The organism is Azospirillum endophyticum, from assembly GCF_016595245.1.
Classification (GTDB): Bacteria; Pseudomonadota; Alphaproteobacteria; order Azospirillales; family Azospirillaceae; genus Azospirillum; species Azospirillum endophyticum.
Genome location: NZ_JAENHM010000060.1, coordinates 280,329 through 307,317 on the forward strand (window position 1 = coordinate 280,329; position 26,989 = coordinate 307,317).

21 protein-coding genes and 2 pseudogenes are annotated in these 26,989 nt (G+C 69.9%); 2 read left to right on the forward strand and 21 right to left on the reverse strand.

Features of this window, described 5'->3' with window-relative positions; genetic code table 11:
- Positions 1 to 5: 5 nt before the first annotated feature.
- From JHL17_RS22635 to JHL17_RS22655, 5 genes are read right to left on the reverse strand one after another with little or no spacing between them, the layout of a single operon-like run.
- On the reverse strand, positions 6 to 752 hold the full coding sequence (locus tag JHL17_RS22635) for a maleate cis-trans isomerase family protein (protein WP_247893736.1): 747 nt from the start codon (positions 750 to 752) through the stop codon (positions 6 to 8).
- A gap of 57 nt (positions 753 to 809) precedes the next feature.
- The gene (locus JHL17_RS22640) at positions 810 to 2,168 is read right to left on the reverse strand and encodes an amidohydrolase family protein (RefSeq protein ID WP_247893737.1); all 1,359 of its coding nucleotides are present in this window, start codon (positions 2,166 to 2,168) and stop codon (positions 810 to 812) included.
- Positions 2,165 to 2,983: an ABC transporter ATP-binding protein gene (locus tag JHL17_RS22645; protein WP_200196619.1), complete on the reverse strand. Its 819-nt coding sequence runs from the start codon at positions 2,981 to 2,983 to the stop codon at positions 2,165 to 2,167. Before JHL17_RS22645 ends, JHL17_RS22640 begins: the two co-directional genes overlap by 4 nt.
- Positions 2,984 to 2,987: 4 nt before the next feature.
- On the reverse strand, positions 2,988 to 3,794 hold the full coding sequence (locus JHL17_RS22650) for an ABC transporter permease (RefSeq protein WP_200196620.1): 807 nt from the start codon (positions 3,792 to 3,794) through the stop codon (positions 2,988 to 2,990).
- A 45-nt stretch (positions 3,795 to 3,839) separates the two neighbouring features.
- Complete coding sequence (locus JHL17_RS22655) at positions 3,840 to 4,856, reverse strand: ABC transporter substrate-binding protein (protein ID WP_200196621.1); 1,017 nt, start codon at positions 4,854 to 4,856, stop codon at positions 3,840 to 3,842.
- Between the two features lie 223 nt (positions 4,857 to 5,079).
- Here JHL17_RS22655 and JHL17_RS22660 point away from each other — a divergent pair, with 223 nt between their 5' ends.
- A complete protein-coding gene (locus tag JHL17_RS22660; protein WP_200196623.1) occupies positions 5,080 to 5,769 on the forward strand; it encodes a GntR family transcriptional regulator in 690 nt (229 codons plus the stop codon).
- Positions 5,770 to 5,779: 10 nt separating this feature from the next.
- Here JHL17_RS22660 and JHL17_RS22665 read toward each other — a convergent pair.
- The 16 genes and pseudogenes from JHL17_RS22665 to JHL17_RS22735 all read right to left on the reverse strand — a co-directional run.
- Positions 5,780 to 6,001: pseudogene (locus JHL17_RS22665) on the reverse strand (transposase); the annotation flags it as partial.
- Positions 6,002 to 6,173: 172 nt separating this feature from the next.
- The gene (locus JHL17_RS22670) at positions 6,174 to 6,509 is read right to left on the reverse strand and encodes a DMT family protein (protein WP_200196625.1); all 336 of its coding nucleotides are present in this window, start codon (positions 6,507 to 6,509) and stop codon (positions 6,174 to 6,176) included.
- 30 nt (positions 6,510 to 6,539) lie between these two features.
- A complete protein-coding gene (locus JHL17_RS22675) occupies positions 6,540 to 7,409 on the reverse strand; it encodes a hypothetical protein (RefSeq protein WP_200196626.1) in 870 nt (289 codons plus the stop codon).
- A 188-nt stretch (positions 7,410 to 7,597) separates the two neighbouring features.
- Positions 7,598 to 9,274 carry a hypothetical protein gene (locus JHL17_RS22680; protein ID WP_200196627.1) on the reverse strand — a complete coding sequence of 559 codons (1,677 nt, stop codon included), beginning with the start codon at positions 9,272 to 9,274 and terminating at the stop codon, positions 7,598 to 7,600.
- 20 nt (positions 9,275 to 9,294) lie between these two features.
- Positions 9,295 to 10,959 carry a hypothetical protein gene (locus JHL17_RS22685; protein ID WP_200196628.1) on the reverse strand — a complete coding sequence of 555 codons (1,665 nt, stop codon included), beginning with the start codon at positions 10,957 to 10,959 and terminating at the stop codon, positions 9,295 to 9,297.
- Positions 10,960 to 11,193: 234 nt separating this feature from the next.
- Positions 11,194 to 13,422, reverse strand: coding sequence for a TonB-dependent receptor plug domain-containing protein (locus tag JHL17_RS22690; protein ID WP_200196629.1), 2,229 nt, complete (start codon positions 13,420 to 13,422; stop codon positions 11,194 to 11,196).
- A gap of 486 nt (positions 13,423 to 13,908) precedes the next feature.
- Entirely contained in the window at positions 13,909 to 14,481 is a 573-nt protein-coding gene (locus JHL17_RS22695) for a histidine phosphatase family protein (RefSeq protein WP_200196630.1), read from the reverse strand.
- Positions 14,475 to 15,167 carry a phosphoglycolate phosphatase gene (gene gph / locus JHL17_RS22700; RefSeq protein ID WP_200196631.1) on the reverse strand — a complete coding sequence of 231 codons (693 nt, stop codon included), beginning with the start codon at positions 15,165 to 15,167 and terminating at the stop codon, positions 14,475 to 14,477. The genes JHL17_RS22695 and gph overlap by 7 nt, the downstream gene beginning before the upstream one ends.
- 12 nt (positions 15,168 to 15,179) lie before the next feature.
- Positions 15,180 to 16,301, reverse strand: a complete 1,122-nt coding sequence (locus JHL17_RS22705; protein WP_247893738.1) for an ABC transporter ATP-binding protein — start codon at positions 16,299 to 16,301, stop codon at positions 15,180 to 15,182.
- Between the two features lie 14 nt (positions 16,302 to 16,315).
- Positions 16,316 to 18,028, reverse strand: a complete 1,713-nt coding sequence (locus JHL17_RS22710; protein WP_200196633.1) for an ABC transporter permease — start codon at positions 18,026 to 18,028, stop codon at positions 16,316 to 16,318.
- A gap of 86 nt (positions 18,029 to 18,114) precedes the next feature.
- Complete coding sequence (locus tag JHL17_RS22715; RefSeq protein WP_200196634.1) at positions 18,115 to 19,470, reverse strand: extracellular solute-binding protein; 1,356 nt, start codon at positions 19,468 to 19,470, stop codon at positions 18,115 to 18,117.
- A gap of 178 nt (positions 19,471 to 19,648) precedes the next feature.
- Positions 19,649 to 21,001, reverse strand: a complete 1,353-nt coding sequence (locus tag JHL17_RS22720; RefSeq protein WP_200196636.1) for a sigma-54-dependent transcriptional regulator — start codon at positions 20,999 to 21,001, stop codon at positions 19,649 to 19,651.
- 10 nt (positions 21,002 to 21,011) lie between these two features.
- Entirely contained in the window at positions 21,012 to 23,480 is a 2,469-nt protein-coding gene (locus JHL17_RS22725; RefSeq protein ID WP_200196638.1) for an ATP-binding protein, read from the reverse strand.
- Positions 23,477 to 24,556: an ABC transporter substrate-binding protein gene (locus tag JHL17_RS22730; RefSeq protein ID WP_345773863.1), complete on the reverse strand. Its 1,080-nt coding sequence runs from the start codon at positions 24,554 to 24,556 to the stop codon at positions 23,477 to 23,479. Before JHL17_RS22730 ends, JHL17_RS22725 begins: the two co-directional genes overlap by 4 nt.
- Positions 24,525 to 24,983: pseudogene (locus tag JHL17_RS38020) on the reverse strand (extracellular solute-binding protein); the annotation flags it as partial. The gene JHL17_RS22730 and the pseudogene JHL17_RS38020, both read right to left, overlap by 32 nt.
- 104 nt (positions 24,984 to 25,087) lie before the next feature.
- Positions 25,088 to 25,972 (reverse strand): IclR family transcriptional regulator, encoded by an 885-nt coding sequence (locus JHL17_RS22735; RefSeq protein ID WP_200196639.1) that lies wholly within the window; start codon positions 25,970 to 25,972, stop codon positions 25,088 to 25,090.
- 200 nt (positions 25,973 to 26,172) lie between these two features.
- Between JHL17_RS22735 and JHL17_RS22740 the strand changes: the two genes are divergently transcribed.
- A complete protein-coding gene (locus tag JHL17_RS22740; protein WP_200196640.1) occupies positions 26,173 to 26,949 on the forward strand; it encodes an enoyl-CoA hydratase-related protein in 777 nt (258 codons plus the stop codon).
- Positions 26,950 to 26,989: the final 40 nt, after the last annotated feature.

Consider the following 26,989-nt stretch of genomic DNA (forward strand, 5'->3'; position numbering starts at 1 on the left):
GGCCGTCAGCCGTGCAGCTCTTGGAACAGGCTGCCCCAGCCCTGCACGCGGCGCGTATCGATGCCGGTCATGCGCAGCGCCTTCCACACCACGGTGGACACGGTGTCGTAGACGGGAATGCCCAGCGCCTTCTCCACCCGCTCGGCCACCGGGGCGCCGCGCATGTTGGTGCAGATGATGGCGATGGCGTCGGGCTTCGCCTCCGCCACCTCGGCGCACATCCGCTCGATCCTCTCCTCGCCGATCTCGGAGAAGGAGAAGTTGCCGCGGTCGTTCAGATGCCGCTCCGCCACCACCTCGAAGCCGGCGGCGTTGTAGTTGGCGACCATCCGCTCCTGGATCTCGTCCAGATAGGGGCTGACGATGGCGAAGCGCCTGCGCCCCGTCGTTTCCAGGATCTCGTTCAGCGCCAGCATGGAGGTGCAGGCCGGGATGCCGGTCTCCGCCTCGATGGTCCGGCACAGCTTCACGTCGGCGTCGAAGCCGAGCCAGCCGGCCGAGGTGCCGTTCCAGCCGATGACGTTCAACTGCGCGTCGGCCAGCAGCCGGGCGGCGTCGAGGAAGGGCGCGTCGGTGAACTGGTCCAGCGCCGCGGCGCGCAGCGAAATCTCCTTCACGGTGAAGCGGCCGAAATGGGCCGTCACCTCCGGCAGCCCGCCCAGCATGGCGGAGGTCACCGGTTCCAGCACCGTGTTGGACGACGGGGTCAGCATCCCCAGCAGGACGCGCTTGGTCAGGTCGGGCGTGTTCATGTTCGGTCCTTATCGCTTCGGGCGTTTTCTGTTTTTGGGGTTTTCTGTCTTTGGGGTTCAGGCCCGCGCCCACAGCGCGCGGGCGGCCTCGTCGGCCTTGATGCAGATCCGCTCCAGGTCGGCGCGCAGCAGGCGGCCGTCCTCGACCAGCGTCTCGCCGTCGACCATCACCATCTCCACGTCGCGGCCCTGGCCGGTGTGGACCAGCGTGCCGAGCGGGTTGGTCTGCGGGCGCAGATGCGGGCGGCGGCTGTCGAACACCACCAGATCGGCGCATTTGCCGACGGTGAGCGTACCGATGCGGTCGGCCATGCCGACGGCTTCGGCCCCGCCCAGCGTCGCCATGCGGAAGACGTCGGCCGGCTGCCAGTCGGCGGTGACGCCGCCCTGGCCGATACGGGCGGTGGCGAGCGCCCAGCGCATCGTTTCCACCATGTCGCCATGCTGGGTGTCGGTGCACAGCGCCAGATTGACCCCCGCCGCCTTCAGGGCCGGGGTCGGCGCCAGCCTGCCCGACGCTGCGTTGCATTTGGGCACATGCACCGCATGGGCGCCGGCGCGGGCCAGCCGGGCGATGTCGTCGGCATCGACATACAGGCAATGGGTGGCGAGAAGCCGGTCGTTCAGCAGCCCGGCCTCCTCCATCAGGGCCGCCGGTGACAGGCCGGTCGAGGCGCGGACACGCTCCACCTCGACCCGGCTCTGCGCCAGATGGGTGTTGACGCGCATGCCGCGGGCCGATGCCTCGGCGGCGAGCGTCCGCAGGAAACCGGGGGAGCAGGTGTCGGGTGCGTGGGCCGCCATCTGCACCGCGATGCGGCCGTTCAGGGCGCCGTGCCAGCGGTCGTGCAGGTCGAGCGTCCGACCCAGCAGATCCTCGCCGATCCCGGCATCGAAGCACCATTCCCCCTGCGGCACGCGGGCGAAATCGACGTCATGGACCCGCCAGCCGGCATGGACGCGCAAGCCCAGCTCGGCCACGGCCTCCAGCGTCGCCTCGGCATGGACGAAATGGTCGCAGACCAGGGTGGAGCCGGACAGCAGCGCCTCGGCCACGCCCAGCCGGGCGAGCGCCCGCGCCTCCTCCGGCGTGGCGTCGGTGCCCTTGGGCACGCCGGGGGTGTAGGACGGGGCGAAGCCGAGGTCGGCGGCGACGCCGCGCACCATCACCAGCACCGCATGCAGGTGGGCGTTGACGAAGCCCGGCGTCACCAGCCGGCCGGGACGATGCAGCGTGCGCGCCGCCGCCGGCAGCCCGGCGGAGGCGGCGGTCAGATGGGCGATCCGGCCGTCGCGGATGCCGATGGCGGCGTCCTCGACGATGCCCAGTGCCGGGTCGCCGGTGATCGCGGTGACGCCGGTCAGCAGCAGGTCGAGCGGTGGGGCGGGCGGCGGCTCGGGCTGCATCGGGGTCATGCCGCGGCGCCCTGCCGCCCGGCCGGAACCGGGTCCGCCTTCGCTTCCCTGCGCTGCTGCATGCCCTCCTCGCGGATCAGGTTCAGGATGTGGCGCTTGTGGTCGTTGAACTGCTGGCCGGTGATGTCGCGCGGTCGCGGCAGGTCGAGGTCGATCAGCTCGCGCACCCGGCCCGGCCGGCTGGTCAGCACGGCGACCTGGGTGCCCAGCACCAGCGCCTCGTCGACGCTGTGGGTGACGAAGACGATGGTGCAGCGCTGCTTCTGCCAGATGGCGACCAGCTCCTCCTGCATGTCCATCTTGGTCTGGGCGTCCAGCGCCGCGAACGGCTCGTCCATCAGGATGACCTGCGGGTTCAGCAGCAGGGCGCGGGCGATGCCGACGCGCTGGCTCATGCCGCCCGACAGCTCCGCCGGATAGTGGTTCTCGAAGCCCTGCAGCCCGACCATGTCGATGTATTCCTGCGCGGCGGCCCGGCGGTCGGCCTTGCGCCAGCCCTTCAGCCGCAGGTGGAAGGCGACGTTCTCCCACACCGGCAGCCAGGGCATCAGGTTGGCCTGCTGGAAGACCATGCCGCGGTCGGCGCCCGGCCCGTCCACCGGCTTGCCGCCGACGGTGACGCTGCCGCCGGTCGGCTTCTCGAAGCCGGCGATCATGTTCAGCAGCGTGGATTTGCCGCAGCCCGACGACCCCAGCAGGCAGAGGAACTGGTTGCGTTCCACCGTCAGGCTGACGTCGTCGATGGCCAGCAGGTCGCGCTTGCGCTTGGCGTCACGGAAGATCTTGGTGATGTTCTTCAGCTCGATGGAGGCCATGGCGTCAGCCCTCGCGGCTTTGCAGGGTGGATCCGTGCTGCCAGTGCAGCGCCGCGGACATCAGGAGCTTGATCAGGCCGTCGGTCGCATAGCCGAGCAGGCCGATGCTGGCCATCGAGGCGAGGACGAGGTCGTAGCGCAGGAAGTAGTAGCTGTCCCACAGCACGTACCCCAGCCCGCTCTTGACCGCGACCATCTCGGCGGTGACCGTCAGCATCCAGGCGGCGCCGATGCCGATGCGCAGGCCCGCGAAGATGCTGGGCAGCGCCGCCGGGAACACCACATGGCGCAGAAGCTGCTGCTCGGTGGCGCCCATCATCGAGGCGGCGCGGATCAGGTTGCGGTCGGCCGTCTTCACCCCGTGGATGGTATTCATCAGGACGGGGAAGAAGGCACCGAGGAAGACCAGGAAGATCGCCGGCTTGTTGGCGATGCCGAACCAGATGATCGCCAGCGGGATCCACGACACCGGCGGGACCGGGCGGAGCATCTGGATGGTCGGTTCCACCGTCCGCTCGACCCAGCGCCACCAGCCGATGGCGATGCCCAGCAGGATGCCGCTGACCGCCGCGATGCCATAGCCGGCGGCGACCCGCACCGCGCTGGACAGCGCATCGGCCAGCCAGCGCCCGCTGTTGCCCTGCGCGGTCTCGTCGAAGCCGAACACCCAGTCGCCCCACGCATGCAGCACCACCGTCGGCGGCGGCAGCAGCGCCGCCGGCAGCAGGCCGGATCGCGACACGATCTCCCAGGCCACAAGGATGAAGAGGGGAACGACCGCCCGTTCCCAGGATTTCCATAGCGCCGTCATGAACCGGCCTCCCGTCGAAAACACCTGCCCGCAGGCGCTTGTGGATCAGAATCCCAGATCGCTCTTCGGCTTGCCGGTGACGGCCTCCAGGAATTTGTAGTCGAGGTTCTTCTCGGCGGCGGCGGAGACGTCGTGGCTGATGTATTTCAGGTCGCGCATCATCGCGGCGATGGCGAGCGTGCTGTCCTTGTGCATGGCATAGTCGGGAGCTGCGTTCTTCAGCGCCTCGGCGGCGACCGCCTTGTCCATGCCGGTGTATTTGTTGATCGTCTCGATCCAGGCGGCCTTGTCGGCCTTCAGCCTGTCGACCAGCGCGACGACCGACGCGACGGTGGCCTCGACCGCCTTGGGATGCTCCTTGATCACGTCGGACCGGGTGACGATCAGGTTGGTCAGGTTGCCGGCGGCCTGGTCGTAGGGAAGCGTGAAATGCCGGCCGGCCCCGCTGGCGCGGATCTGCGAGGCGAAGGGCTCGACCGTGCAGATCACGTCCACCTCGCCGCGCTGGAGGGCGGCGGCATGGTCGGACGGATTCGGGATGTTGATGAACTGCACGTCCTTGTTGGCGTCGATCCCGTTCTTCAGGAAGGCGCCGCGCATGTGGATGTCCTGCGCGTTCCCGCGCGAGGCGGCGACGCGCAGCGGCTCGCCCTTCGCCTTGCGGTCGGCGATCAGCGCCTTCAGCCCGGCCCAGTCGTCCGGCTTCAGCTCGATGCCCTTGGCGGTCAGGATCTCCGATCCGCCATTCACCTGGCCGGAGATCGCCACCACGTCGAATCCCTTGTCGAGGGCGGTGATGTAGTGGAGGTAGGTGACCTGCGCCACGTCGATGCTCTTGGACACCAGCGCCGTCAGCACGTCGTTGCCGGAGTTGAAGTTGATCGCCTCGATCTTCACGCCCTTCGCCAGATCGGGCGTCAGCGCCATCGGCAGGCAGTGGGCGCATTTTGCGAAGCCCAACTTCACCTCTTCCATGTCGGCGGCTTGGACAGGCGCGGCGGCCGCGGACAGGGCGAGGGCCACCGTGGCGAGGGCACCGAACGTGAAGGATCGAAGCGACATGGGCAGGGTTCCCTGATTCGATTGCGATATCCCCACCAGTCGCAAACCGCATGCCAAAATGTATACAAAATGGTGATTTTGATTTTATATATATATTTCAATATGTTAGTTTTGTTTTTTGGTGAAGAGTTCCGCTCGTCGCTCTTGCCTTGTTTTTAAGCGCATGGCATCGTTCACACACCGATGCACAATCATTCAGCAAAACAAGCCCTCCGGATCGACCATGGACACCGTGAACACCGTCAAGGCCGCCACCGGGCCGATCCGCCGCGAAACGCTGCATCACGGCGCCGTCGCGGAGCTGCGCGCGATGATCCTCGCCGGGGAACTGCGGCCGGGCAGCCGGGTGGCGGAGGTCCAGCTCTGCGGACAGCTCGGCGTCTCGCGCACGCCCCTGCGGGAGGCGCTGCGCGTCCTGGCGGCGGAAGGGCTGGTCGAGCTTCGCCCGCGTCGCGGTGCGGTGGTAACGCCCATCGATCCCGTGGAGATCGGCGCCGTCTTCGAAGTGATGGAGGCGCTGGAGGCACTGGCGGGCGGACTCGCCTGCCGACGGGGCACGGCGGAGGAATTCGCCGAACTGGACCGGCTCCACGCCCAGCTTCACGCCCGGTTCGAGGCCGGCGACCGGCCGTCCTACTTCGCCACCAACCGCCTGATCCACGCCCGGATCGTCGCGATGGCCCGCAACCCGTCCCTGGAAGCCAGCTACGCCGGGTTCACCGCGAAGATCCTCCGGGCGCGCTCCCTGGCCAATTACGATGCGGAGCGCTGGCGGGGGTCGCTGGACGAGCATGAGGGCTTCATGGCCGCGCTCCGGCGGCGTGACGCCGCGGCGGCCGGCAGCCTGCTGGCAGACCACAGCCGCCGCACCGCGGACGCCGTCCTCCAGGCGTTGAACGGGGGAAGTGAGTAGCAGCGGAACAGACCCGCTCCCGTTCGTCCGTCGTCGGCCCCGCCCGCTTGCCATGGTCACGGTCGGCTTGCCGGACCCAGGTCCGCAGCGTCTCGGGATTGCAGCCGATCTTCGCGGCGATCGGAGTGATCGCAGCTCACTGCGACGCGTGTTCGCCTTCGTGCTCGAACACCATCCGAACCGCGCGCTCGCGGACTTCAGGGGCATATTTGGGTGATGCTTGCTCCGTCATGTCGATCCCAGTCTCTCAGAAGACGGGGCCTCCGGGAAGCCCGGGGCGGTTCGCCGTATCGCGTGGGTATCCTCCACCGAAACAGTGCGCGAAGACAGCGGGAGTGCCGAGGTTCGATTCTTGCTGAGACTTTGTGTTCCCCTGCAACTCAACCCGCTGGACGACGGCCTTGTCAAAAGCGGTCGGAGAACATGAATCCGACGGCGGCGATCAGGCAGACGAAGGCGGCGAGGTGATTCCATTTCAGCGCCTCTCCCAGATAAAGGGCGGCGAAGCCGGCGAAGGTCAGCAGCGTCACCACCTCCTGGATCACCTTCAGCTGTCCGGCGCTGAAGCCCGAGGCGTAGCCGAGCCGGTTGGCCGGCACGGCGAAGCAGTATTCGACGAAGGCGATGGTCCAACTGATGAGGACCACCTTCCACAGCGGCGCGCCGGGATGCTTGAGATGCCCGTACCACGCGGCGGTCATGAACAGGTTGGAGCAGCACAGCAGCAGGATGGTCGTCATCGCGATTTCCGGGAAAGCTGACAGGGGAGATCAGGCGCGGCCGTAGACCGGGATCACGGCGGGCATCGCCTCGCGCCATTTGGTGTAGACCTTGCCGATGTCGCCCAGCGGCTTGGCGAGCAGGGCGAGGTTGACGGCGAAGCTCGACGCGGTGGCGACGTCGCCGCTGCTGGGAATCAGGCCGAGGTCGAAAGCCAGCGAGACGCCGACGAACAGTCCGAAGCTGATCCACAACACCGCCCCCATGCCCCGGTCGGCCAGCCAGCGCAGCACCTCCAGATGCATCACCGAGCGGAACAGCCGCTCCTGCGACCGCTCGAACCGCTCCCTGTGCAGACGCTTGGTGCGGGCGGCGAGCACACGGTGGGTGGCCAGGACCAGACGGCTCAGGCGCTGGATGGCCGGGCCGACCAGCCAGACGATCAGCAATGCCGGCAGGATGGACAGCAGCAGGGCCGGCAGCCAGTCCGGGCCGATGGACAATTGCCAGAGGATGATCGCGCCGATTTCGGCGGTCAGCCGCCAGGCATCCTTGTAGATGACCTCGAAACCCTTCTTCGCCAACTCGCTGCCGTAGAGAATCTGGGTGACGTCGCGGGCCTGGCTCTCGCCCCGGCGACGGTCGAGATAGGTGCGCTGAAGCACGATGATCAGCCGTTGCTCGACCGCCTTGGAGCCGATCCGCTCGGCGAATTCGGCGAGCCCCCCGGCCAGCGCGACCAGCAGGAAGGGCACGCCGACGGTTGCGATCACCGTGGCGACGGTCGCCCCGGCCGTCTGCACGGCGCCGATGCCCTCCTTGGCGATCCAGGAGAAGCTGGGGGCGACCGCCGCCTTGAAGGTCAGCGCCAGCAGCAGCGCGGCGATCAGCCAGCGGATGCCGAGCAGGGTGCCGAGCATCTGGGACAGCAGGCGTGGGATGGCGGGCGGGGAGGCCCCGGAAGGGGGTTGGCCGGGAGGCTGGGAGGAAGGCGCGGAGGGAGGGGTGCCGGGCGGCGTCGCGGCGGCGTCGGGACAGGCGGAAGGGGGCATGGGGACCCGATGGGCTGGAAGCGACTCCGCCGGACGGACCGGCGGAGTCTTTGCGGTCAGGCGACCGGACGCCGGTGGATGGCCTGACGGTCGGTGGCGATCACCGATCCGGCGGCCGGAACGGCGCTCTTCACGCCGAGCGGCCAATCCGGCACGTCGCGCCAGTCCCCGGCACCCGGCGTGGCCCCCGGCGCGGCGAGCCACGCGCGGTCGCCACGCCACGCCAGCAGCCCGCCGTCGCCGACCGAGGCGTGCAGTTCGCCCGGCCCGGCCACCGCCTCGACCAGGACCGGCGTGCCGCCGTCGAGGCGGAACAGGCCGGCCTTGCCGGCCAGCCAGATCCGCCCGTCCGCCGTCGCCAGCGGCTCGGTGCCGGGCGGCAGATCGGCCAGCCGCTCGACCGTACCGTCGAGTGGATCGACGCGGTACAACACCCGCTCGCTGGCGACGATCAGCCGGGCTTCGCCATCGACCGCCAGACCGTCGATCAACTGCCGTCCGAAGGCGGGCAGCGCCCGCAGGTCCTTCGGCCCGCCGGAGCCGGACAGGAACAGCCCCGCCTTGGTGGCGAGCGCCAGCCGTCCGCCCGCGAAGGCGATGCCGGTCAGCTCGGCGAAGCCGTGCGGCCGGCCGGTCACCTTGACGTGCTTCCAGCTCGCGCCGTTGTCGGGGCTCTGGAACAGGCCGCGCTGCGCGGCCAGCCACCACACGCCGTCCGGCGCCCGGGCGACCCCCGCTGCGTCGAGCACGCTCCAGTCGGCATGGACCGGACGCCAGACGCCCGAGCCGCCGTCCTCCGACAGGAAGGTTCCGAAACTGGCGGTCACCAGCAATCGGCCGCCGTCGAGCGCGAAGAGCTTCTTGACCTTGGCGGAGGACGGGTCCGCTGCCGCCCCGCCTGACAGGTCGCCGAACAAGTCACGGAACAGCCCGGTCGACAGATCGACCAGCAGCGCGCCCTGGACGCCCGCCACCAGGGCATGGTCGCCCAGCAGCAGCAGGATTTCCGCCTCGGCGAAGGCGGGATGCTTCATCTCCATGTGGCAGCGGCCGCCATGCAGCAGTTCCAGCTTGCTGCCGCCGATCAGCGCCACCGTCCCGGCGCCGACGGCGGCGGCGGTCACCGGTTCCTTGCGCGGAACGACCGCGTCGCCCAGCCGGTGCGGGCCGCCCCATTGGGTGACGATCAGGTCGCCGGCCACGGCGCGGGCGAGGTCGGCGTAGGAGCCTTCGTAGACATGGCGCCAGCGGTCGCCGCCATCCACCGACACGGCCAGCGCCGGGTCGCGGCCCGGTCCCTGCTTCTTGACGAAGGCCAGGATGCGGCCCGGTTCGCCGGCCAGTCCGATCACCTCATAGGGGCGGCCGGAGCGCACCGCCGTCCAGTCTTCGCCGTCCAGCCGCCAGATGCCGGTCTTGCCGCCGGCGAAGACGACGCCGTCCTGGACCAGCAGCGACTTGGCTTCGGGCGCCGGCAGATCGGGGAGCCGGCGCAGGATGGCGCCGCTCTCGTCGCAGACCAGCAGCGGGGCGCCGCGTTCGCCGGTCGCCAGCAGCACGCCGTCCGGGGCGGCGGCCAGCGCCCGCACCGGCCGGCCGGCGAAACCGGGAACCGGCTCCAGCCGGTCGTCGCGCCAGCGGAACAGGCCGCCCAGCGTCGCCAGCCACAGCGCGTCGCGGTGGAGGATGGCGCCCTTGACCTCGGGGCGCCGGTAGGGAGTGAAATCGTCCATCACAGGGGATTCCTTGCGGCTCACAGCGCGATGCGGAAAAGGCGGGCACGGTCGGTCGCCAGGGCGACGCCGCGCGCGGCATCGATGGCGACATGGCGGACGCCGATCGGCCAGCCGGCCACGGCGGTCCAGTCCCGTCCCTCCCGGTGGCGCATCCACGCCCCTTGCCCATCCCAGACGAACAGCCGGTCGCCGGCCTCGGTCAGATGGATGCCGCCCCTGGCGTCCGGTGGGGTCGCATCGGTCAGGGCGCGGCCGCGGATCTCGGTCAGGCGGTCGCCGCAGGCGAGCCACGCGACGCCGTTCCCGGCCAGCATCGCCGATTCGCCGATGGGCATCCCGGCCGGGGCCTGGGGAGCCGTCGCCCAGTCCCAGTGCCACAGCGTCCCAGCCGCGGTGCCGACGACCAGGGTGCCGTCGGAGCGATCGCAGGCCAGCGCCTCGACCGCCTCGGCCCCGAAGGCCTCGACACGGACGAAGCGCTCGGGATCCTCGGACGGGCGGTTGACGAACAGCCCCTGCTTGGTGCCGATCGCCACCCGGTCGCCGGCCACCGCCAAGGCGCGCAATTCCGCGTAATGCGGACCGTCCACCTTGATCTTGTGATAGTCGATGCGGCCGCCCCGGTCGTCGGTGCGGAACAGCCCGCGCTGGCAGGCGATCCACCAGCGTCCGGCGGCGCCGCGCGCGGCGTGCTCGGCGTCGAGCACCCACCATTCGGAATCCGCACGCTCCCACGACACACCGTCGTCGAAGGACCGGAAGGTCCCGAAGGTGGTCGTCCCCAGCAGCGCGCCGTCCAGCAGGAACAGGCGTTTCAGCTTGCCGGGCCGGCGGTCGAGGCCGTGGGCGGGCAGCAGGTCGGTCAGGGTGCCCGTGGCCGGCTCGAACCGCCAGGCCCCCTGGGCGCCGGCGACCACCGCGCCGCCGGGCACGAGGTGGAGATGTTCCGCCTCGGCGATGGCCGGGTGATAGGCGGCGAGCTTGGCGGCGCCGGGCCGCGCGATCTCCAGCTTGTCGCCGTCGACCACGGCAGTGGTGCCGTCTTCGGCGATCAGCCCGGCGGTGATCGGGTGCTTCTTGTAGCCGGCGCGCTTGTCGATCGGCCGCGCCCCGCGCCAGCGGGTGATGATCGACCCGCCGGCGGCGGCGAGCACGAGATCCTGATAGTCGGGTTGCGGCAGCACCGTCCAGCTGTCGCCGTCGTCCACGCTTTCGATCAGGGCGGGACGGTCGTCGGGAGCCAGCTTCTTGACCGAACCGACCAGGGTCCGGCCGCCCCGGTGCCACAGCCGCAGGATCTCGGCCTTGCCCCCGGCCGCGAGGATCTCGGCGCCGAAGACATGGCTCCAGCCCTGTCCGTCATGGCGGAAGACGCCGCGCTTGGTGCCGATCCACAGCGTGCCGCCGCAGGCCGCCAGCGTCTTGACCTTCTCGCCCGGCGGCGGGGCGATCCGCTCGCCCGTAACGCCATCGGCGTCGCAGCGGGCGATTGCGGCGCCGTCCGGCCCGTAGGTGGCGGCGACCAGACTGTCGCCGTCGGCCGCCAGGGCCTGCACCTCGACATCCAGCCAGCCGGGGACCGGCTCGGCAGTGACGGCGGATTCCGGGGTCCAGCGCAGGAGACCGGCGGCAGTGCCGATCCACAGCCAGCCGCCCAGCTCCAGGGTGGATTTGACTTCCACCCGTGCAAAAATATCCAGTGATGTCATCGATTGTGCAAAGACGGGCTTGCACCGCGGCGTCCGAGTGACGGATTGCCAGGTGTCTCCAACGGTCACGGCCGCGGTGCGCGCCGGTCCATCCTCATCATCTTGCCCAGGGTCGTCAGGTCACGTCCCCGCCAAAAAAAAGCATGAATTGCGAATAACTGTCAATCGCAATTCATGCTCCGATATGCGGAGAGAGATGTAGGCCGCTCAGAACCGCATGCGGCCGCCGACCATCACCGTCCGCCCACTGCCGATGACCGCCTCGCGCAACAGCACGCCATTGGTGACCTCATACTCGCTGCGCGCCTTGTCGGTCAGATTCTCGGCGCTGGCGAACAGGCTGAACCCCTCGACGATCCGCTGTTCGGCGTAGAGATCGACGAAGGTCTCGGCCCGGCGGGTCTTGCGGCGGATCTGCCCCGCCCCTTCGTTGCTGACGACCAGCCGTTCGGTGCTGGCGTTGAGGGTCGCCGACAGGACGGTGCCGGTGTCGGGATCGTTCCAGGTCAGGCCGATGTTCGCGGTGATGTCCGGCGTCTCGGCGAAGGGCCGCTTGCCGGTGTTGGGATCGTTGACTTCGGTCTTCAGGAAGGTCTGGTTGGCGAAGAAGGTCAGCGGCCGCAGCGCCTCGATGCCGAGCAGGGCCAGGTTGAAACGCTGCTCCAGCTCCAGCCCGCGGGCATAGCCGTCGCCGACGTTGCGGATCCGGAGCGTGGTGCTGTTGACCTCGTCGGCCTCGATGACGTCCCGCACCCGGCGATGGAACAGGTTGGCCGCCAGGAAGAAGCCGTCGCCGTGATATTCGGCTCCGGCATCGACGCTCCAGGACCGGGTCGGCGCCACGTCGGGGTTGCCGTAGATGGTGCGCGACCCGCGCACGGTGATGCCCGGCGCCATGTCCTCGAATTTCGGCCGGTTGATCTGCCGCGACAGCGCCCCCCGCAGCACGATCGCGTCGTTCAGCCGGTAGCGGATGGGCAGCGAGGGGAACAGGTCGGTGGCGTCGGTGTCGAAGCGGCCGTTGTAGCCGCTCAGCTTGTCGGTCACCCGTTCCACCCGCAGGCCGGGCGTGAGGGTCAGGGCGCCCAGCGTCACCTCGTTCTGGACGAAGGCGGCGTAGTAGCGCTCCTCGATCTCGTAGTCGGACTGCCGCGAGGTCAGGCGGTTGGCGGCGGTCTGCGAGCGTGTTCCGGCAGCGTTCAGCGTGTAGGTTTCGCCGTCGCTGGTGCGCTTGGCCGAACGGACCACCACGCCGGCCTTGAGCACCTGCGGCACGCCCAGGCTCAGCGGCACCGTCAGCGTGCTGCCGCCCTGGACGGTCCGCTCGTCATAATCGGACTCGCTTCCGGTGGCCGAGCCGAAGGCGAGCGCCGGGGTCAGCGTCACCTCGCGGTTGCGGGTGTCGTAACTGGCCGTGGACAGGTTGGCGAAGTTCCGCAACGATACCCCGCCGGCAAAACGGTGGGTGTGGTCGAGCGTCGCGCCGACGTTGGTCGCCTCCTCGCGCCCGGTGGTCAGCACGCGGTCCTGGAACTGGCCGGTGACGCGGCGGTACTGGTCGCGCCATTTGTCGATGTCGGAGGTTTCGCGCAGCAGCATCGGCTTGAAATGGATTTCGCCGCCGTCGTAGAAGCCGGCGAGGTCCAGCGCCGCGTCGAGATTGTCGACGTCCTTGGGTTCTTCCTCGTTGCGGCGGAACCCCTGGCCGCCTGGGCCGCCGGAGTAGGTGAACTCGCTGTTGTGCTTGGTCTTGGTGAGCCGGCGTTCCTCGTAGGAGACGGACCCGAGCAGGCCGAAGCGGTCGATCCGCCGCCCATAGGCGCCGCCGCCCGCCTTGACGGTTCCGTTCACTCCGTCCAGCCCGCCATAGCCGACGCGCAGTTCGCCGGTGGGCTCGTCTGGGATGGCGCGCGTGGTGACGGCGATCCGCCCGGCGATGCCTTCGGCGTCGTGCTCGGCCGACGGGTTGCGCAGCAGCGTGACCTCCCCGGCCAGGAAGGACGACATGTTCATCAGTTCGAAGCTGCGGCTGGGCGCCGGCATCTGGATGCCGTCGACGCTGACGCGGGTGTAGTCGGTCGGCAGGCCGCGTAGCGAGAAGGTCTTCTTTTCGCCCGGCGGGCCGGACACCACAACGCCCGGCAGGCGCCCGACGATGTCGCTGACGCGGTCGTTGGGCAGCGTGTCGAACTCCTCCCGCGTCACGGTCACGCTGGGCGCCACCTGATCCAGGCGGATGGCCTCGCCGGCCGGCGCCGAGCCGGTGACGGTGATCGACGGCAGGCGGGTGGAGGATGAGTCCTGGGCTTGGGCGGGAAGAACGCCGATGAATAGGCCCAAGGCCGTGGGAGCGATGGCTTTCGGCCAATGGCGAATCGTCGTGAAGCGGCGCCGGGCATGGACCCGGTGCGCCCACAGCCTGCTTGCGTGCGGCATGGGAACACCTGTTTCAAAAAGGGGGGTCGACACCTGGCGCTCTCTGATTAGCGCTAATGCGAGTTATTCGCAATATCTTGCGTGTGCGATGCGCACTGAAGCGGCGCCTGTTGGCACCGGCTCAACAGCAGAGTTACCCGCCGCCAAATGCATCAGGCGACGGGGATAGTCGGGCCTTCATAGTGGGGCGCAGTGGGAATTCGCTGATTGCCCGAAGAATACGTATGCCATACCGTTTTGAAAGTCCGACGTTTTTCGCTAAAGCCAGCATGGGAACGCGATGAGGTTCCGCGCCTCGATGGCGTTCTGCCCGATGTTCCGCAACGGCACCTGGGGCCGCGGCAGATCCCACCGAGACATCAATCAGGACACTTACCTAGGGTTTCCGTTCCGTTGTTCCTTGACCCCCAACGGCTGCGGCGCGGACGCTCCGGCCGCCGCGACCGCCGGCTCTCCGCTCCCGGACTGAGGAGCCGCCCGCGGGAGCTATAGCAGCGACGAAGGCCGGTCCATGGGGATGGCCGGCTCGCCGTCCCCCGGCAGTCCCGCCTGCCGCGCCATGAAGACGGGGGATGCGTTCGGCGGCCACAGCAGCGCGGATTGCAGGCCCAGCCATCGGCAGAGCACGGGCCATGTGCCGGCATGCGCGACGATCAGCGGCGGACGGCCGTCGGCGGGTGCCGGCAGGCCGTCGAGCGCCGCCGTGACGCGGGAGCGGAAACCGGACAGGCTTTCGCCGTTCGGCACCTCCTCCCGCAGCAGGTCGGCCGGAATGGCGCCGCCCTCCAGATCGCCCCAGCGCCGCTCCTCCAGCCCGGCCACCGGCACGACGGGAGCTTCCAGCGCTTCGGCCAGGATGCCCGCGGTCTCCAGCGCCCGTCGCTGCGGACTGCTGTAGACCACCGGCACCGCCCGGCTTTCGGCGAGCAGGGCCACGGCGGCCTCCCGCGCCTGCGCCCGTCCCCGGTCGGTCAGCGACACGTCCCGCGACCCGGCGAGCCAGCCGCCGAGGTTGCTCTCCGTCTCGCCGTGGCGGCAGAAGATCACGGCGTTCAACATGACAGCCGTCCCGGCAGGTCGGCGAAGCCGTCGAGGATGCCGTCGTGCGGCAGGCCGTCGAGCGGAACGCGGGCGTAGCCGTAGGGCACCAGCAGCACCCGCGCCACCCCGGCCGCGCGGGCGGCGGCGACGTCGTGCTCGTTGTCGCCGACGAAGACGGTTTCCGCCGGGCCGACCCCCAGCCGCCCCAGCAGGCCGAGCACCGGTTCCGGCGAAGGCTTGCGGGTCGGGTAGCTGTCGCCGCCGACCACCGCCGTGAAGAAGCCGGCGATGCCCAGGTCGTCCAGCAGCCGCGCCGTCGCCCCCATCGGCTTGTTGGTGCAGACGCCGAGCCGCAGCCCGGACTTCGCCAACGCGTCCAGCGTCCCGGCGACGCCGGGATAGAGCACGCTGTGGGCGCTGGGGTCGGCCTCGTAGATGGACAGGAAGCGGCTGAGGCAGCGGGCGGCCTCCTCCGCGGCCGGGATGCCGCCGGTGGCGGCCAGCACGCGCTCCACCAGCTTGGGTGCCCCGTCGCCGACGAAGGAACGCACCGCCGGCAGGTCGACCGGCGGCCGTCCCAGCTCGGCGAGCAGGGCGTTGGAGGCATGCATCAGGTCGGCCACGCTGTCCACCAGCGTGCCGTCGAGGTCGAAGGCGACGGCGCGGATGGCGGGGCGGTTGAGGCTGTCGGCGGTATCGGTCACGATTGCGGCACCTTACTGGCGAAGGAAGCGGGCCTTGTCGGCCGCGAGGTCGAGGATGATCGGGGCATCCGGGGGGAGCAGAGCATCGCCCGCCTGATGCGGCACGTCCACCTGAACCAGCTGCCCGCCGACATCCACCGCATAGCGGATGGAGGCGCCGAGGAACTCGCGGTGGCGGACGGTGCCGGTCAGCCGGGCCTTTCCGGGTGCCGGCGGCTGGCCGTCGGCACGGATGGCGAGGTTCTGCGGCCGGAACATCAGCTTGCCCCCAGCCCCGGTTCCGGCCTCTGCCGCCGGCAGCGCCACCGGGGTGAAGCCGTTGCCGACGAAGGCGCGGCCCCCGGCCTCGTCGTCCCGCACCGTGCCGTCCAGCACGTTGGCGGTGCCGAGGAAGCCGGCGACGAACAGGTTCGCCGGATGGTCGTAGAGATCCTGCGGGGTGCCGACCTGCTGCACCCGCCCGTCCTCCATCACCGCGATGCGGTCGCAGATGGTGTTGGCCTCCTCCTGGTCGTGGGTGACGAAGATGGTGGTCAGGCCGAGTTTGCGCTGGAGGCTCAGCAGTTCCTGGCGCATCTGCACGCGCAGCTTGGCGTCGAGGTTCGACAGCGGCTCGTCGAGCAGCAGGATCTTCGGCTCGATCACGATGGTGCGGGCCAGCGCGACGCGCTGCTGCTGCCCGCCCGACAGCTGCGAGGGGCGGCGGTCGGCCAGATGCTTCAGCCCGACCAGTTCCAGCGCGGCATCCACCCGCCGCTCGATCTCGGCACGGGGGACGCGGCGCTCCTCCAGCCCGAAGGCGACGTTGCGGCGCACGGTCATGTGCGGCCACAGGGCGTAGCTCTGGAACACCATGCCAACGTCGCGCCGGTGCGGCGGCAGGGTGGAGATGTCGCGCCCGCCGATGCGGACCTCGCCACGCTGGGCGGTGTTGAAGCCGGCGATCAGGCGCAGCAGCGTGGTCTTGCCGCAGCCCGAGGGGCCGAGGAAGGCGAAGAACTCGCCGGGCTTGATCGCGAGGTTCACGTCCTTCAGCACATGGTTGCTGCCGTAGGACAGGTTGACGCCCTCGATGTCGACGCCGACGCTCTCGATCTGGGCGGCAAGGGCGGCCGGGGAAAACTGGTGGTTCATGACGATGGTTCCCCTCAGTGGTCCTGGCTGCGGTCGCGGCGGCCGCGCTCGATGACGACGTGCGACAGGTAGGTGCCAAGCCCGACGATGATGACGGCGAAGATGCCCAGCGCCGCCCCCGGACCGCGCCCGGCCGCCGACTGCATGTAGACGTAGAGGCCGTAGGCCAGCGGCGCGTCGCTCTGCGAATGCACCAGCATGATGGTCGCCGACAGCTCGACCGCCGCGGTAGCGAAGCTGGTGACGAAGCCGGCCAGGATGCCGCCGGACATCAGCGGCACGACGATGCGCCCGACGGTGCGCAGCTTGGTGGCGCCGAGATTCTCGGCCGCCTCCTCCAGCGAGGAGCTGACCTGCTGCAAGGCGGCGGTGCAGGCGCGCAGCGCGTAGGGCAGCCGTCGGATCGCCAGCGCGAAGACCAGGATCAGCCAGAAGTTCGACAGCGGCTGGCCGGTGAAGGGCATCGGCACGCCGTAGAAGCTGCGCAGATAGCCGATGCCGAGCACGACGCCCGGCACCGCCAGCGCCGCCATCGCGATGTAGTCCAGCCATTGCCGGCCCGGCAGCTTGGTGCGCAGGACGAGATAGGCGATGGCGGTGCCGATCACCACGTCGAGCAGCGCCGCCAGCGAGGCGTAGAGCAGCGTGTTGGTGATGTACTGCCCGCTCTCGGAGAAGACGGTGTGGTAGTGCTTCAGCGTGAAGGCGTCGGGCAGCGGGCTGAAGGACCAGATGGTGGCGAAGGACAGCAGGCCGAGCCCGACATGCGGCGCCAGCACCAGCACCAGGATCAGCAGCACGATGCCGTAGGCCGCCACCAGTTCCAGCGGCTTCAGGCGCCGCTTGGCGAGGCCGCCGCCGCCGCGCTGCACGGTGGCGTAGTCCTTGCCGCGCATCGCCAGCGCCGATACCCACAGCGCCAGCAGCGAGCAGGCGATCAGCACGACCGAGATGACGTAGCCCATCGGGTCGGCGATGCCGATCGAGGAGATGCGCAGGTAGGCCTGCGGCGCCAGCATGTCGTTGACGTTGAGCAGCAGCGGCGTGCCGAGGTCGTCGAACACCTTGATGAAGACCAGCGAGGCGCCGGCGACGTAGCCCGGCATCGCCAGCGGGAAGACGATGCGGCGGAACAGGCGGAAGCCGTGGCAGCCGAGATTCTGCGCCGATTCCTCCATCGCCCGGTCGATGTTCTTCAGGCTGGCCGACAGGTTGATCAGGATGAAGGGGAAGTAATGGATGCTCTGGACGAAGATGACGCCGTTCAGCCCCTCCATGAAGGGGATCGAGAAGCCGAAATGGTCGCGCAGCAGCAGGTTGACCGAGCCGTTGCGCCCGAACAGCAGCTGCATCGCCACCGCGCCGATGAAGGGCGGCATGATCAGCGGGATGATGCCCAGGCTCTGGATCAGCACCGAGCCGCGGAACTCGAAGCGCGTGGTCAGATATGCCAGCGGCAGCGCCAGCAGGCTCGCCACCACCACCGACATCGCCGAGACGTAGAAGGAATTCCCGAACGACCGCATGAACAGGGCGTTCTGGAAGAAGTCGGCGAAGTTCACCAGGGTGAAGGCGCCGGTCGTCTTGTCCTGGAAGGCGACGAAGATGACCTGGACCACCGGAACGACGAGGAACAGCAGCAGGAAAGCGGCGATCAGCAGCGCGGCCAGCGCCGGCCCCGGCCGCACGCGCGCGATGCGGTCGCGCGTGAGCGCAAGTGACGTCATGGAAAGGCCTGTCGGCTGAGGAGAAAGGAGGGGGCGCCCGGAAAGCGCCCCCTAGGCTTGACGCAGCCAGCGTCAGCGCATGGGCGTCAGCGCGCCAGGGCCAAGGCCTCGTCGGCCTTCTTGCGGGCGTTGGCGTAGTTCTCCTTGGCGAAGGCGGCCCATTTCTGCTCGACCTGCGCCTGGCGCTCCGGCACCGCGTCCTTGGCCGACTTGCGCTCCACCGTGAAGGCGCCGGCCAGCTGCGGGTCGGCGGCCTGCTCCGCCGTCACCGGCATGGCGGCGACGAGGTCGCGCGCCTCGCCCAGCAGGGCCTTGGCCTTGTCGTTCGGCTTCTTGGCGAGCGCCGCCTCGGCCTTGTGGATGGCCTGGGTCGCCGCCTTGAGGTCGTCGAGCTGGAAGGTGACGAGCTGGTCGAACAGCGCGTCCACCACGTTGTAGCGGGCCTGCGAGACGTTCACGTCGAAGTTCACCTGGGCGCCCAGCGACTTGTCCTTGAACGGGTTGGGATAGCCGGCGGGCGCCTTCTCGTAGGTGACCGGGTTGACCGGCAGGCGGCGGATCGCCGGTTCCAGCAGGACCTCCTGCCCCTTGGGCGACAGCAGGAAATCGACGAAACCCTCGGCGGCGGCCTTGTTGGGGGCGTTCTTCACGACGCCGACATTGGCCGGGACGATAGTGGTGACCGTCGGGTAGGCGAACTCCACCGGGAAGCCCGAGGCCTGCGACGACAGCGCGAAGAAATCGATGACGATGCCGACGCCGAAGGCGCCGGAATTCACGCCGTCCGGCACGCCGAAGCTGCGCTCGGTGATGGTGCGGTAGTTGCCGGCCATCTCCTTGTTGGTGCGCCAGCCCTTCTCCCAGCCCTCGCCCTGGAGGATGGTCTCGATGGTCAGGTGCGTCGTGCCGGAGCGCGACGGGGCGGAAATCGCGACGTGGTCGTAATAGACCGGCTTGGTCAGGTCGGCCCATTCCTTGGGGATCGGCAGGTCGTTGGCCTTCATGTAGCGCGTGTTCCACATGATGCCGTAGCCGGACGCGGCGAAGCCGGCATACATCCCCTCCGGATCGTTGACCGGATAGGCGCCGACCTTCTCGGGGATGCCCTCCACCTTGGGCTTGTAGGGCTGGAGCAGCCCGGCGCCCTTCAGCACCTCGAAGGCATCGGGCGCCGAGGCCCAGAACAGGTCGACGCCGTTGTTCGACGCGGTTTCCTGCAGATACTTCACGCCGGCGTTGGTGTTGCGGTTCAGGATCTCGACCGTGACCTTGGGGTTCGCCTTCTGGAAGGCCTGCTGGAAGGCGGTCGTCATGTCCTTGGGGAAGGAGGTGACGATGACGAGCTTGCCGCCGGCGTCCTGCGCGAAGGCGGCGGTGCCGGACAGCAGCAGCACGACCAGGGCGGCGGCGGCGTTGCGCAGGGTGCGCGTGGTACGAAGCATCGGTGTTGTCCCTCCCTTGATGTCTTATGCTGGCTTGTTCAGCAATCCGCATGCCAGACGGTCGACCCTTGTCCGGTCCGGCTTTGCGCGACATCGATGGGTCAGGATGGGAACATCGGCGCGGACGGCCGGGTAACGCCGGGAACAGTCCCGAGGCCGTATTCCCGAAGCCCTCCGCTCACTCCTCCGTGAAATCGTCCCGGCTCAGGCCGTGGTGGCGCATCTTCAGATACAGGGTCTTGCGGGTGATCCCCAGCCGCTCCGCCGTTTCGCCGACGCGCCCGCCGCAGCGGGCCAGCGCCTCCTCGATCAACTGCCTCTCGATGCGGTCGAGCTGGTCGGCCAGCGGTTCGATCTCGGCCGTTCCCGCCGCCGCACCCACCACCATCGATGCGGCGGAGGTCAGGCCGTCTCCCAGCCCCAGCGCCACCCGTTCGGCGACGTTGCGCAGTTCGCGGACATTGCCGGGCCAGGAGTGGGCGCAGAGGCGGGCGAGGGTGGCGGCGTCGAGCGGCGGCACCGTCCGGCGCGACCGGGCCGCGGCGGCGTCCAGGAAATGGCGGAACAGCAGCGGCACGTCCTCCCGCCGCTCCCGCAGGGACGGCAGCGGGACGGTGACGACGTTCAGGCGGTAATAGAGATCCTCGCGGAACCTGCCTTCACCCGCCAGCTTCAGCAGATCGACCTTGGTGGCGGCGATCACCCGCAGATCGAGCGGGATCGTCCGGTTGCCGCCGATGCGCTCGATCGCGCGTTCCTGCAGGACGCGCAGCAGCTTGACCTGGAGATGCATCGGCATGCTCTCGATCTCGTCGAGGAACAGCGTGCCGCCGGCCGCGAACTCCAGCTTGCCGATCCGCCGCCCTTGCGCGCCGGTGAAGGCGCCCGGCTCGTGGCCGAACAGCTCGCTCTCGATGATGGTGTCGGGCATGGCGCCGCAATTCAGCGCCACGAAGTTCCCGGCGCGCCGCCGGCCTCCCTCGTGCAGGCTGCGGGCGGCCAGCTCCTTGCCGGTTCCGGTCTCGCCGAACAGCAGGATGTCGACCTCGGCGTCGGCGAGGTTCGCCACGGCGGCGCGCAGGCGCTCGATGGCCAACGACCGGCCGATGATCCGCCCTTCCGACCCGCCGCCGGCGAGCTGCGCGCGCAGGCGGCGGTTCTCCAGGACCAGCGCACGGTGGGCCAGGGCGCGCCGCACCACCTCGACCAGGTGGCCGGGGTCGGCCGGCTTTTCGATGAAGTCGTAAGCGCCCTCGCGGACCGCGCGCATTGCCATGGCGATGTCGCCGTGCCCGGTGACCAGCACCACCGGAATCTCGGGGTCCGCCGCGCGCACCCGGTCGAGCAAGGCGAAGCCGTCCATTCCGGGCATGCGCACGTCGGTCACCACGATCCCCGGCCAGGAGGAGCCGAGCCGCGCCAGAGCCGCCGCGGCCTCCGTCACCGCCTCGACGGCGAGCCCGTCCAGTTCCAGCGTCTGGCGGCTGGAATCGAGCACTTCCGGATCGTCGTCGATCAGCAGGACGGTCATGGCGGGGCTTTCACGCACGGGTCAGGGTGAGGACGAAGGCGGTTCCGCCGGGGCCGCTCCCGGCCACCGAGAGCACGCCGCCGAAGTCGCGGACGATGTTGTACGAGATCGACAGGCCGAGCCCCAGCCCCGTTCCCACCGGCTTGGTCGTGAAGAACGGATCGAAGATCTGCCCGACCGTCCCGGCGGCGATGCCGGGGTCGCTGTCCCGCACCTCGATGCGGACGCCGTCCGCCTGCCCGTCCTGCCCGCCGCCCGATGCCTCCGCGCGGATCAGGATGCGGCGGACCGGGACGCCGGCCACGGCGTCCAGCGCGTTGCTCAGCAGATTGACCAGGACCTGCTCCAGCCGCACCTCCTCGGCCCGGACCCGCAAGGGCGGGCCGCCGTCCGGCAACTCGACCGCCACCGCGACCGCCTCTTCGCGCAGCCGGTTGCCGAACAGGGACAGGGCGCCCTGGATCACCGGTTCCAGCTCCACCGCGCCCAGGCGGGTGTCGGGCCGGCGGGCGAAGCGCTTCAGGTGGTTGGTGATGTTCGCCATGCGGGCAGTCAGGTCGGCGATCTTGCCGAGATTGCCGTCCGCCTCCTCCGTCCGCCCGAGCTCGATCAGCTTGCGGCCGTTGTGGGCGTAGGAGCGGATGGCGGCGAGCGGCTGGTTCAGCTCATGCCCGACACCGGCGGCGAGCTGGCCGAGCGCCGCCAGCTTGCCGGCCTGGACCAGCTCCGCCTGCGCCTCGCGCAGCTCGCGCTCGGTGCGCCGGTGCTCGGCGATGGCCTGTTCCAGCCGGCCGTTGGTGGCCCGCAGGTCGGCGGTGCGCTCCCGCACCCTGCGCTCCAGGATGCGCTGTGCCTCCAGGCGCTCGGTCATGTCGGTCAGCGTGACGATGAACCGCAGCCGCTGGCGCCGCCAGAAGGGTCGGACGCCGACCTGCACCGGCACCGCCCCGCCGTCCGGACGCCGCCCGGTGGTCAGGATCGACAAGGCCGCCGCGGCGCCGTCCCCGTACCCCCCCGCCGTCTGGGATGGGGCCATCCGGGAGAAGTACGCCGCGACGCGGGCGGCACCCTCCGCGTCGAGCCGGTCGGCGAGACGGGGCGCTTCCCCGCCCTCTTCCGCCGGGCCGGCGGGCGGCGGCGCGATCAGGGCGGCGGCAAGCGGGTTGACGAATTCGATCACCCCCTCCGCGTCGGTGATCGCCAGCCCGGCCTGGGCGTTGTCGATGATCGCCTGGGCGTTCGCCTCCTCCACCGCGATGGCGGTGTCGCGGAAGACCAGCAGCGCCGCCGCCATGTCCGACAGCTCGTCGTCGCCCCCCAGCGGGATGTCCGCCTTCAGGTCCCCGGCGGCGATGGCGCGGGCCGCGTCCCCCAGCCGGGTCAGCCGGGTGATCAGGTTGCGGTTGACGTAGAGCCACGCCACCAGCACCGCCACCAGCAGGCTGACCACGGCGCTCGCCAGCAGGGCGGAGCGTCCGAATGCGATCGCCCGGGCGGAGCGGGCGGCGGCGGCACGGGAATCGGTCTCCACCGCCTGGACCTGCCGGGAGATCAGGCCGTTCAGCCGGGCGACGACCTCCCGGTTCTCGGCCAGCAGCGCCTGCCCGCGGGCGGCGGTCTCCAGCTCCTCCCGGCGCAGCGCCGGCACGCCGCCGTCCGCCCCGCGCGCAAGGCCGAGAAGCTGGCCCACCACCTGCCCCAGCGAGACGCCGTCGGACCAATCGGCCAGCGCCGCCAGGTCGCGCCGCAGCCGGCCGGCGGTCTCGTCGAGAAATCCGGCGTTGTCGTCGAGCATCTCGGGCGTGGCGAGCGTCGCCGCCCGCGCGATCAGCCCGACCGCGAGATTGCCGTTGGCCCCGATCTGCAGCACCGCCTCGCTCCGGCGGTTCTCCTCCCGCAGGATGCGGACGGCATCGGCCGAGGGCCTGCCGCTCTCCACCGAGGCCAGGGCGCTCTGGATGTTGAAGCGTGCATCGGCCACCAGGGGTTCGATCTCGTCGAGGAAATCGGCGTGGAGCCAGCGCAGCCGCTCGATGGCCTCCTGGTTGCGGCGGGCAAGCTCCAGGCGGTGGCGTACCGTGCCGTCCAGCTCCGACAGGTTGCGGCCCAGCGCGTCCACCACCGGACGCAGGCCGGGGACGCCGCCTTCGATGGCGCCGGTCAGCGTCCGCAGCGCGGCCAGGCGGCGGCCCAGCGCATCGCGGATCGCGTCCATCTCGGCCTCCGTCCGGCTGCCGGCCAGGATCGGAGCGGTGGCGATGATCGCTCCCCCCTCCTCCGCCAGCTTGGCGGCGAGGCCCAGGGCCGGCAAGTGGCTTTCCGCGAACTCGTCCAGCGTGCCGCCCAGCCGGTCGTAGGACAGCCAGCCCAGCGCGCAGGCTGCCACCGACAGGACCGCGACGGCGACGAAGGCGAGGAAGAGGCGAAGCCGGATGCCGAAGCGCAGCGGCCCCGCCCCACCGGCCGGCAGGAGGCTCATGGCCAGCTCCCCTCTCCGGCCGCCACGCGCAGGATGACCAGGGCGCGTTCGGACGCCGACAACGCCGCGTCCAGCCGGTCCTTGGAAAAGGCCCGCCAGTCCGCCTCCAGCTCCCCCTGCCTCGCGGAGACCGGCATGCCGCGGGCCGGTCGGCGCAGCGCGGCGGAGAAGACCGGATCGGCGGCCCGGGCGGCGGTGACCGGAACCTCGGTGGCGGCCCGTCGCGCGGCGCGAAGCAGGTCGCGCGCCACCGGATCGGGGGTGGCGGCGAGACGGGCCTCGCCCTCGTGGATCAATTGCCAGACACGGTTGAGCGTCTTCACCCGGAAGGTGATCAACTCGTCGAACAGCAGGTTGACCAGTTCGTAGCGGCGGCTGGACAGGGCCCGGTCGAAGAGGAAGAGGTCGTCGCCGGTTTCCCGCGCATAGGGGTTGGGGTAGCCGGCGGGCGCGCCGGCATAGGCGTCCGGCCGCACCGGCAGCCGGCCGATGTCGGGACGCAGCATCAGCTCCTGCCCGGCCGGCGACAGCAGGAAATCGACGAAGACGTTCGCCCCCGCCAGATTGGGGGCACCGCGCAGGATGGCGACGCTGGCCGGCAGGAAGACGCTGTCGACCGGATAGGCGAAGCGCAGGCCGCCGTCATCCGTCGGTCCTTCTCCCAAATCCCGGCCCATCTGCTTGCCCGGCTCCTGACTTGGCTCCGCCGCCTGCTCCGCTCCCGGCCCCGCCCCCTGTCCCAGGAAGTCGATGGTCAACCCGATGCCGAAGCGGCCCTTGGCGACCCCCTCCACCACGCCGTAGCTGCGCGCCGTCACCGTGGCGAGGTTGCCGGCGATCTCGAGCCAGGTCGCCCAGCCGCGCTCCCACCCCTGGAGCTGCAGCACCGTCTCCACCATCAGATGCATGGTGCCGGATCGCGACGGCGCCGTGATGCCCAGGTGCCGGGCATAGCCGGGCCGCCGCAGATCCTCCCATCCCCGGGGGGGCGGCGATCCCGTGCCGGTCGAGATAGGGCTGATCCCAGACCAGCCCGTAGCCGGACAGGGCGAAGCCGAGATAGGTGCCGTCCGGATCGTCGACCGGCTGGTTGCCGACGGTCGCGGGGGCGCCGGTCGGCCGCGGCGCGATGGGGGCCAGCAGACCCGCCGCCTTCAGGACCTCGAAGGCATCGGGGGCGGACGCCCAGAAGACATCGGCGTCCTCGCCCGCGCGGTCCTGCAGCCGGGTGATCGCCGCGGTGGTCTTGGTGTTGATCACGCGCAGCTGCCGGCCGGGATGGGCGCGTTCGAACGCCTCGCGGACCGGCTCGTAGAAGCCGGCGGGAAACGACGTCAGGACGATGACGGTCTCCGGCCCTGCGCCCGGCAGGCTCCGGCCGGCCGCAGCCGCGATCGCCGGCGCCAGCAAAACCATGACGGCCGCCAGCCAGCCCGCGCGGCGTCCGCCCTGCCGGAAGACCCGCGCCAGAGATGCAATCGCACCACGCCGACCACCGCCCATGCCGTCTCCGCCGACAACGCCCCGGAACCGCCCAGCACCTCACAGCCCGACGCGATTGTCCAGACCCATGCGGCATCGGGGCCCCGGCAAATGCCGGACGGTCTCTATCGTTGCGAGACCGACCCCGCCGCCGCCACCACCAGCGGGGCGAAGCGCTCCTCCATCTCCTCCGGCGTGAAGCGCGCGCGGGAAACGGCGATGTTCAGGGCTCCCACCGGCATGCCGCCCGATCCGGTGATGGCCGCCGCGACCGACAGGTCGCCGTGGTAGAACTCCTCGAAGGCGGTGGCGTAGCCGCTGACCGCCGATTTCGCGATCTTCGCCAGCAGCTCGTCGCGCTTCCAGGTGGTGGTGGGCGTGTAGGGCTTCAGATCCATCCGGTCGATCAGGGCGGCCGCCTCCGCCGCCGGCAGGCGCGACAGGATGGCGATGCCGGGCGCGGTGCAGAAGGCCGGCATCCGCGTACCGACGATGACGTCGGTGTTCAGCACGTGCCGGCTCATGAAGCGCGACACGAAGACGATCTCCGTCCCGTCCATCATGGTCAGGTTGATCGTCTCTTCCGTCGTCTTGCTGAGATGCATCAGGTACGGCATCGCGCGCTGGAGCATCGCGTTGCTGTGCAGATAGTGATGCGCGATGTCCAGGCTGCGGATGGTCAGCTCGAACCGCTTGGTCACCGGATCCTTCCGCAGGTAGCCCAGCTTCTCCAGCGTGTAGGTGAAGCGCTGCGCCGCGCTCTTGTCCATGCCGACGGCGGCGGCGACCTGGGTCAGGCTCATCGACGGCCGGGTGGAATCGAAGGCGTGCAGCACGCGGAAGGCCTTGTCCACCGACATCACCATCAAGGGATCGGCGGTCCGGCCTTCGGAACCGGCGCCTTCGGTTGGAGCGTTCGCCGCGATGCCGGTGTCGATGCCGGTGTCGATGCCGGTGTCGGCGGGAACGCCTGCCTTGGACGCGGAGGAGGTGGATCGGCGCGGTGCCATGTCGGTCGGTCCTGACTGTGCGCGGTGAGAGATACCGTTGACAGCGTAACGAAAGCAAGCCAAGCTAATCAATACAAAGTATTGTTATGCAATACACGCCTCCGCGATCCCCCTTCGACCCCTCGTTTCCGCGGGGCGCCCAGACTGTCGGCGACGTTCCGCCGGGCCGGGCTCCCCTGCCGTTCGACAGGAGCGCACCAGTGACCGACTTCATCCTCACCGAGACCCGCGGCCCGGTCGGCATCGTCACGCTGAACCGTCCGCAAGTCCTCAATGCCTGGAACAAGGCGATGCGCGACGACCTGATCGTCGCCTTCGACCGTCTGGAGGCCGACGAGTCCGTCCGCGCCATCATCCTGACCGGCGCCGGCGACCGCGCCTTCGGTGCCGGGCAGGATCTGAACGAAACCAAGAGCTTCGACGCCGACCGCGCCGAGGAATGGGTGGCGGAGTGGGAGCGGCTCTACCACCGCATGCGCACCCTGTCGAAGGCGCTGGTGGTGGCCCTGAACGGCGTCGCCGCCGGTTCCGCCTTCCAGGTGGCGCTGCTCGGCGACCTGCGCGTCGGCCATCCCGGCGTGCGCATGGGCCAGCCCGAGATCAATTCCGGGATCGCCAGCACCACCGGCCCCTGGATCATGAAGGAGATGATCGGGCTGGCGCGGACCATGGACCTGACCTTGACCGGCCGTCTGATGGACGCGGAGGAATGCCACGCCATCGGCCTCATCAACCGCCTCGTCCCGCAGGACCGCGTGATGGCCGAGGCGCTGGAACTGGCCGGCGAACTGGCCGCCAAGCCGCCGGTCGCCATGCGTCTCGACAAGCAGCGCTTCCGCGAGATGACCGAGGCCGGCTTCCGCGACTGCCTGGCCGCCGGCGTGCGCATCCAGCGCGAGGCCTACGCGTCGGGCGAACCGGCCCGCATGATGGAGGAATTCCTGGCCAAGCGCGCCGCGCGCAAGACCACCGCCTGAACACGGCGCTCCTCCAACGGGGATGGCCGGCGCCGTCCCT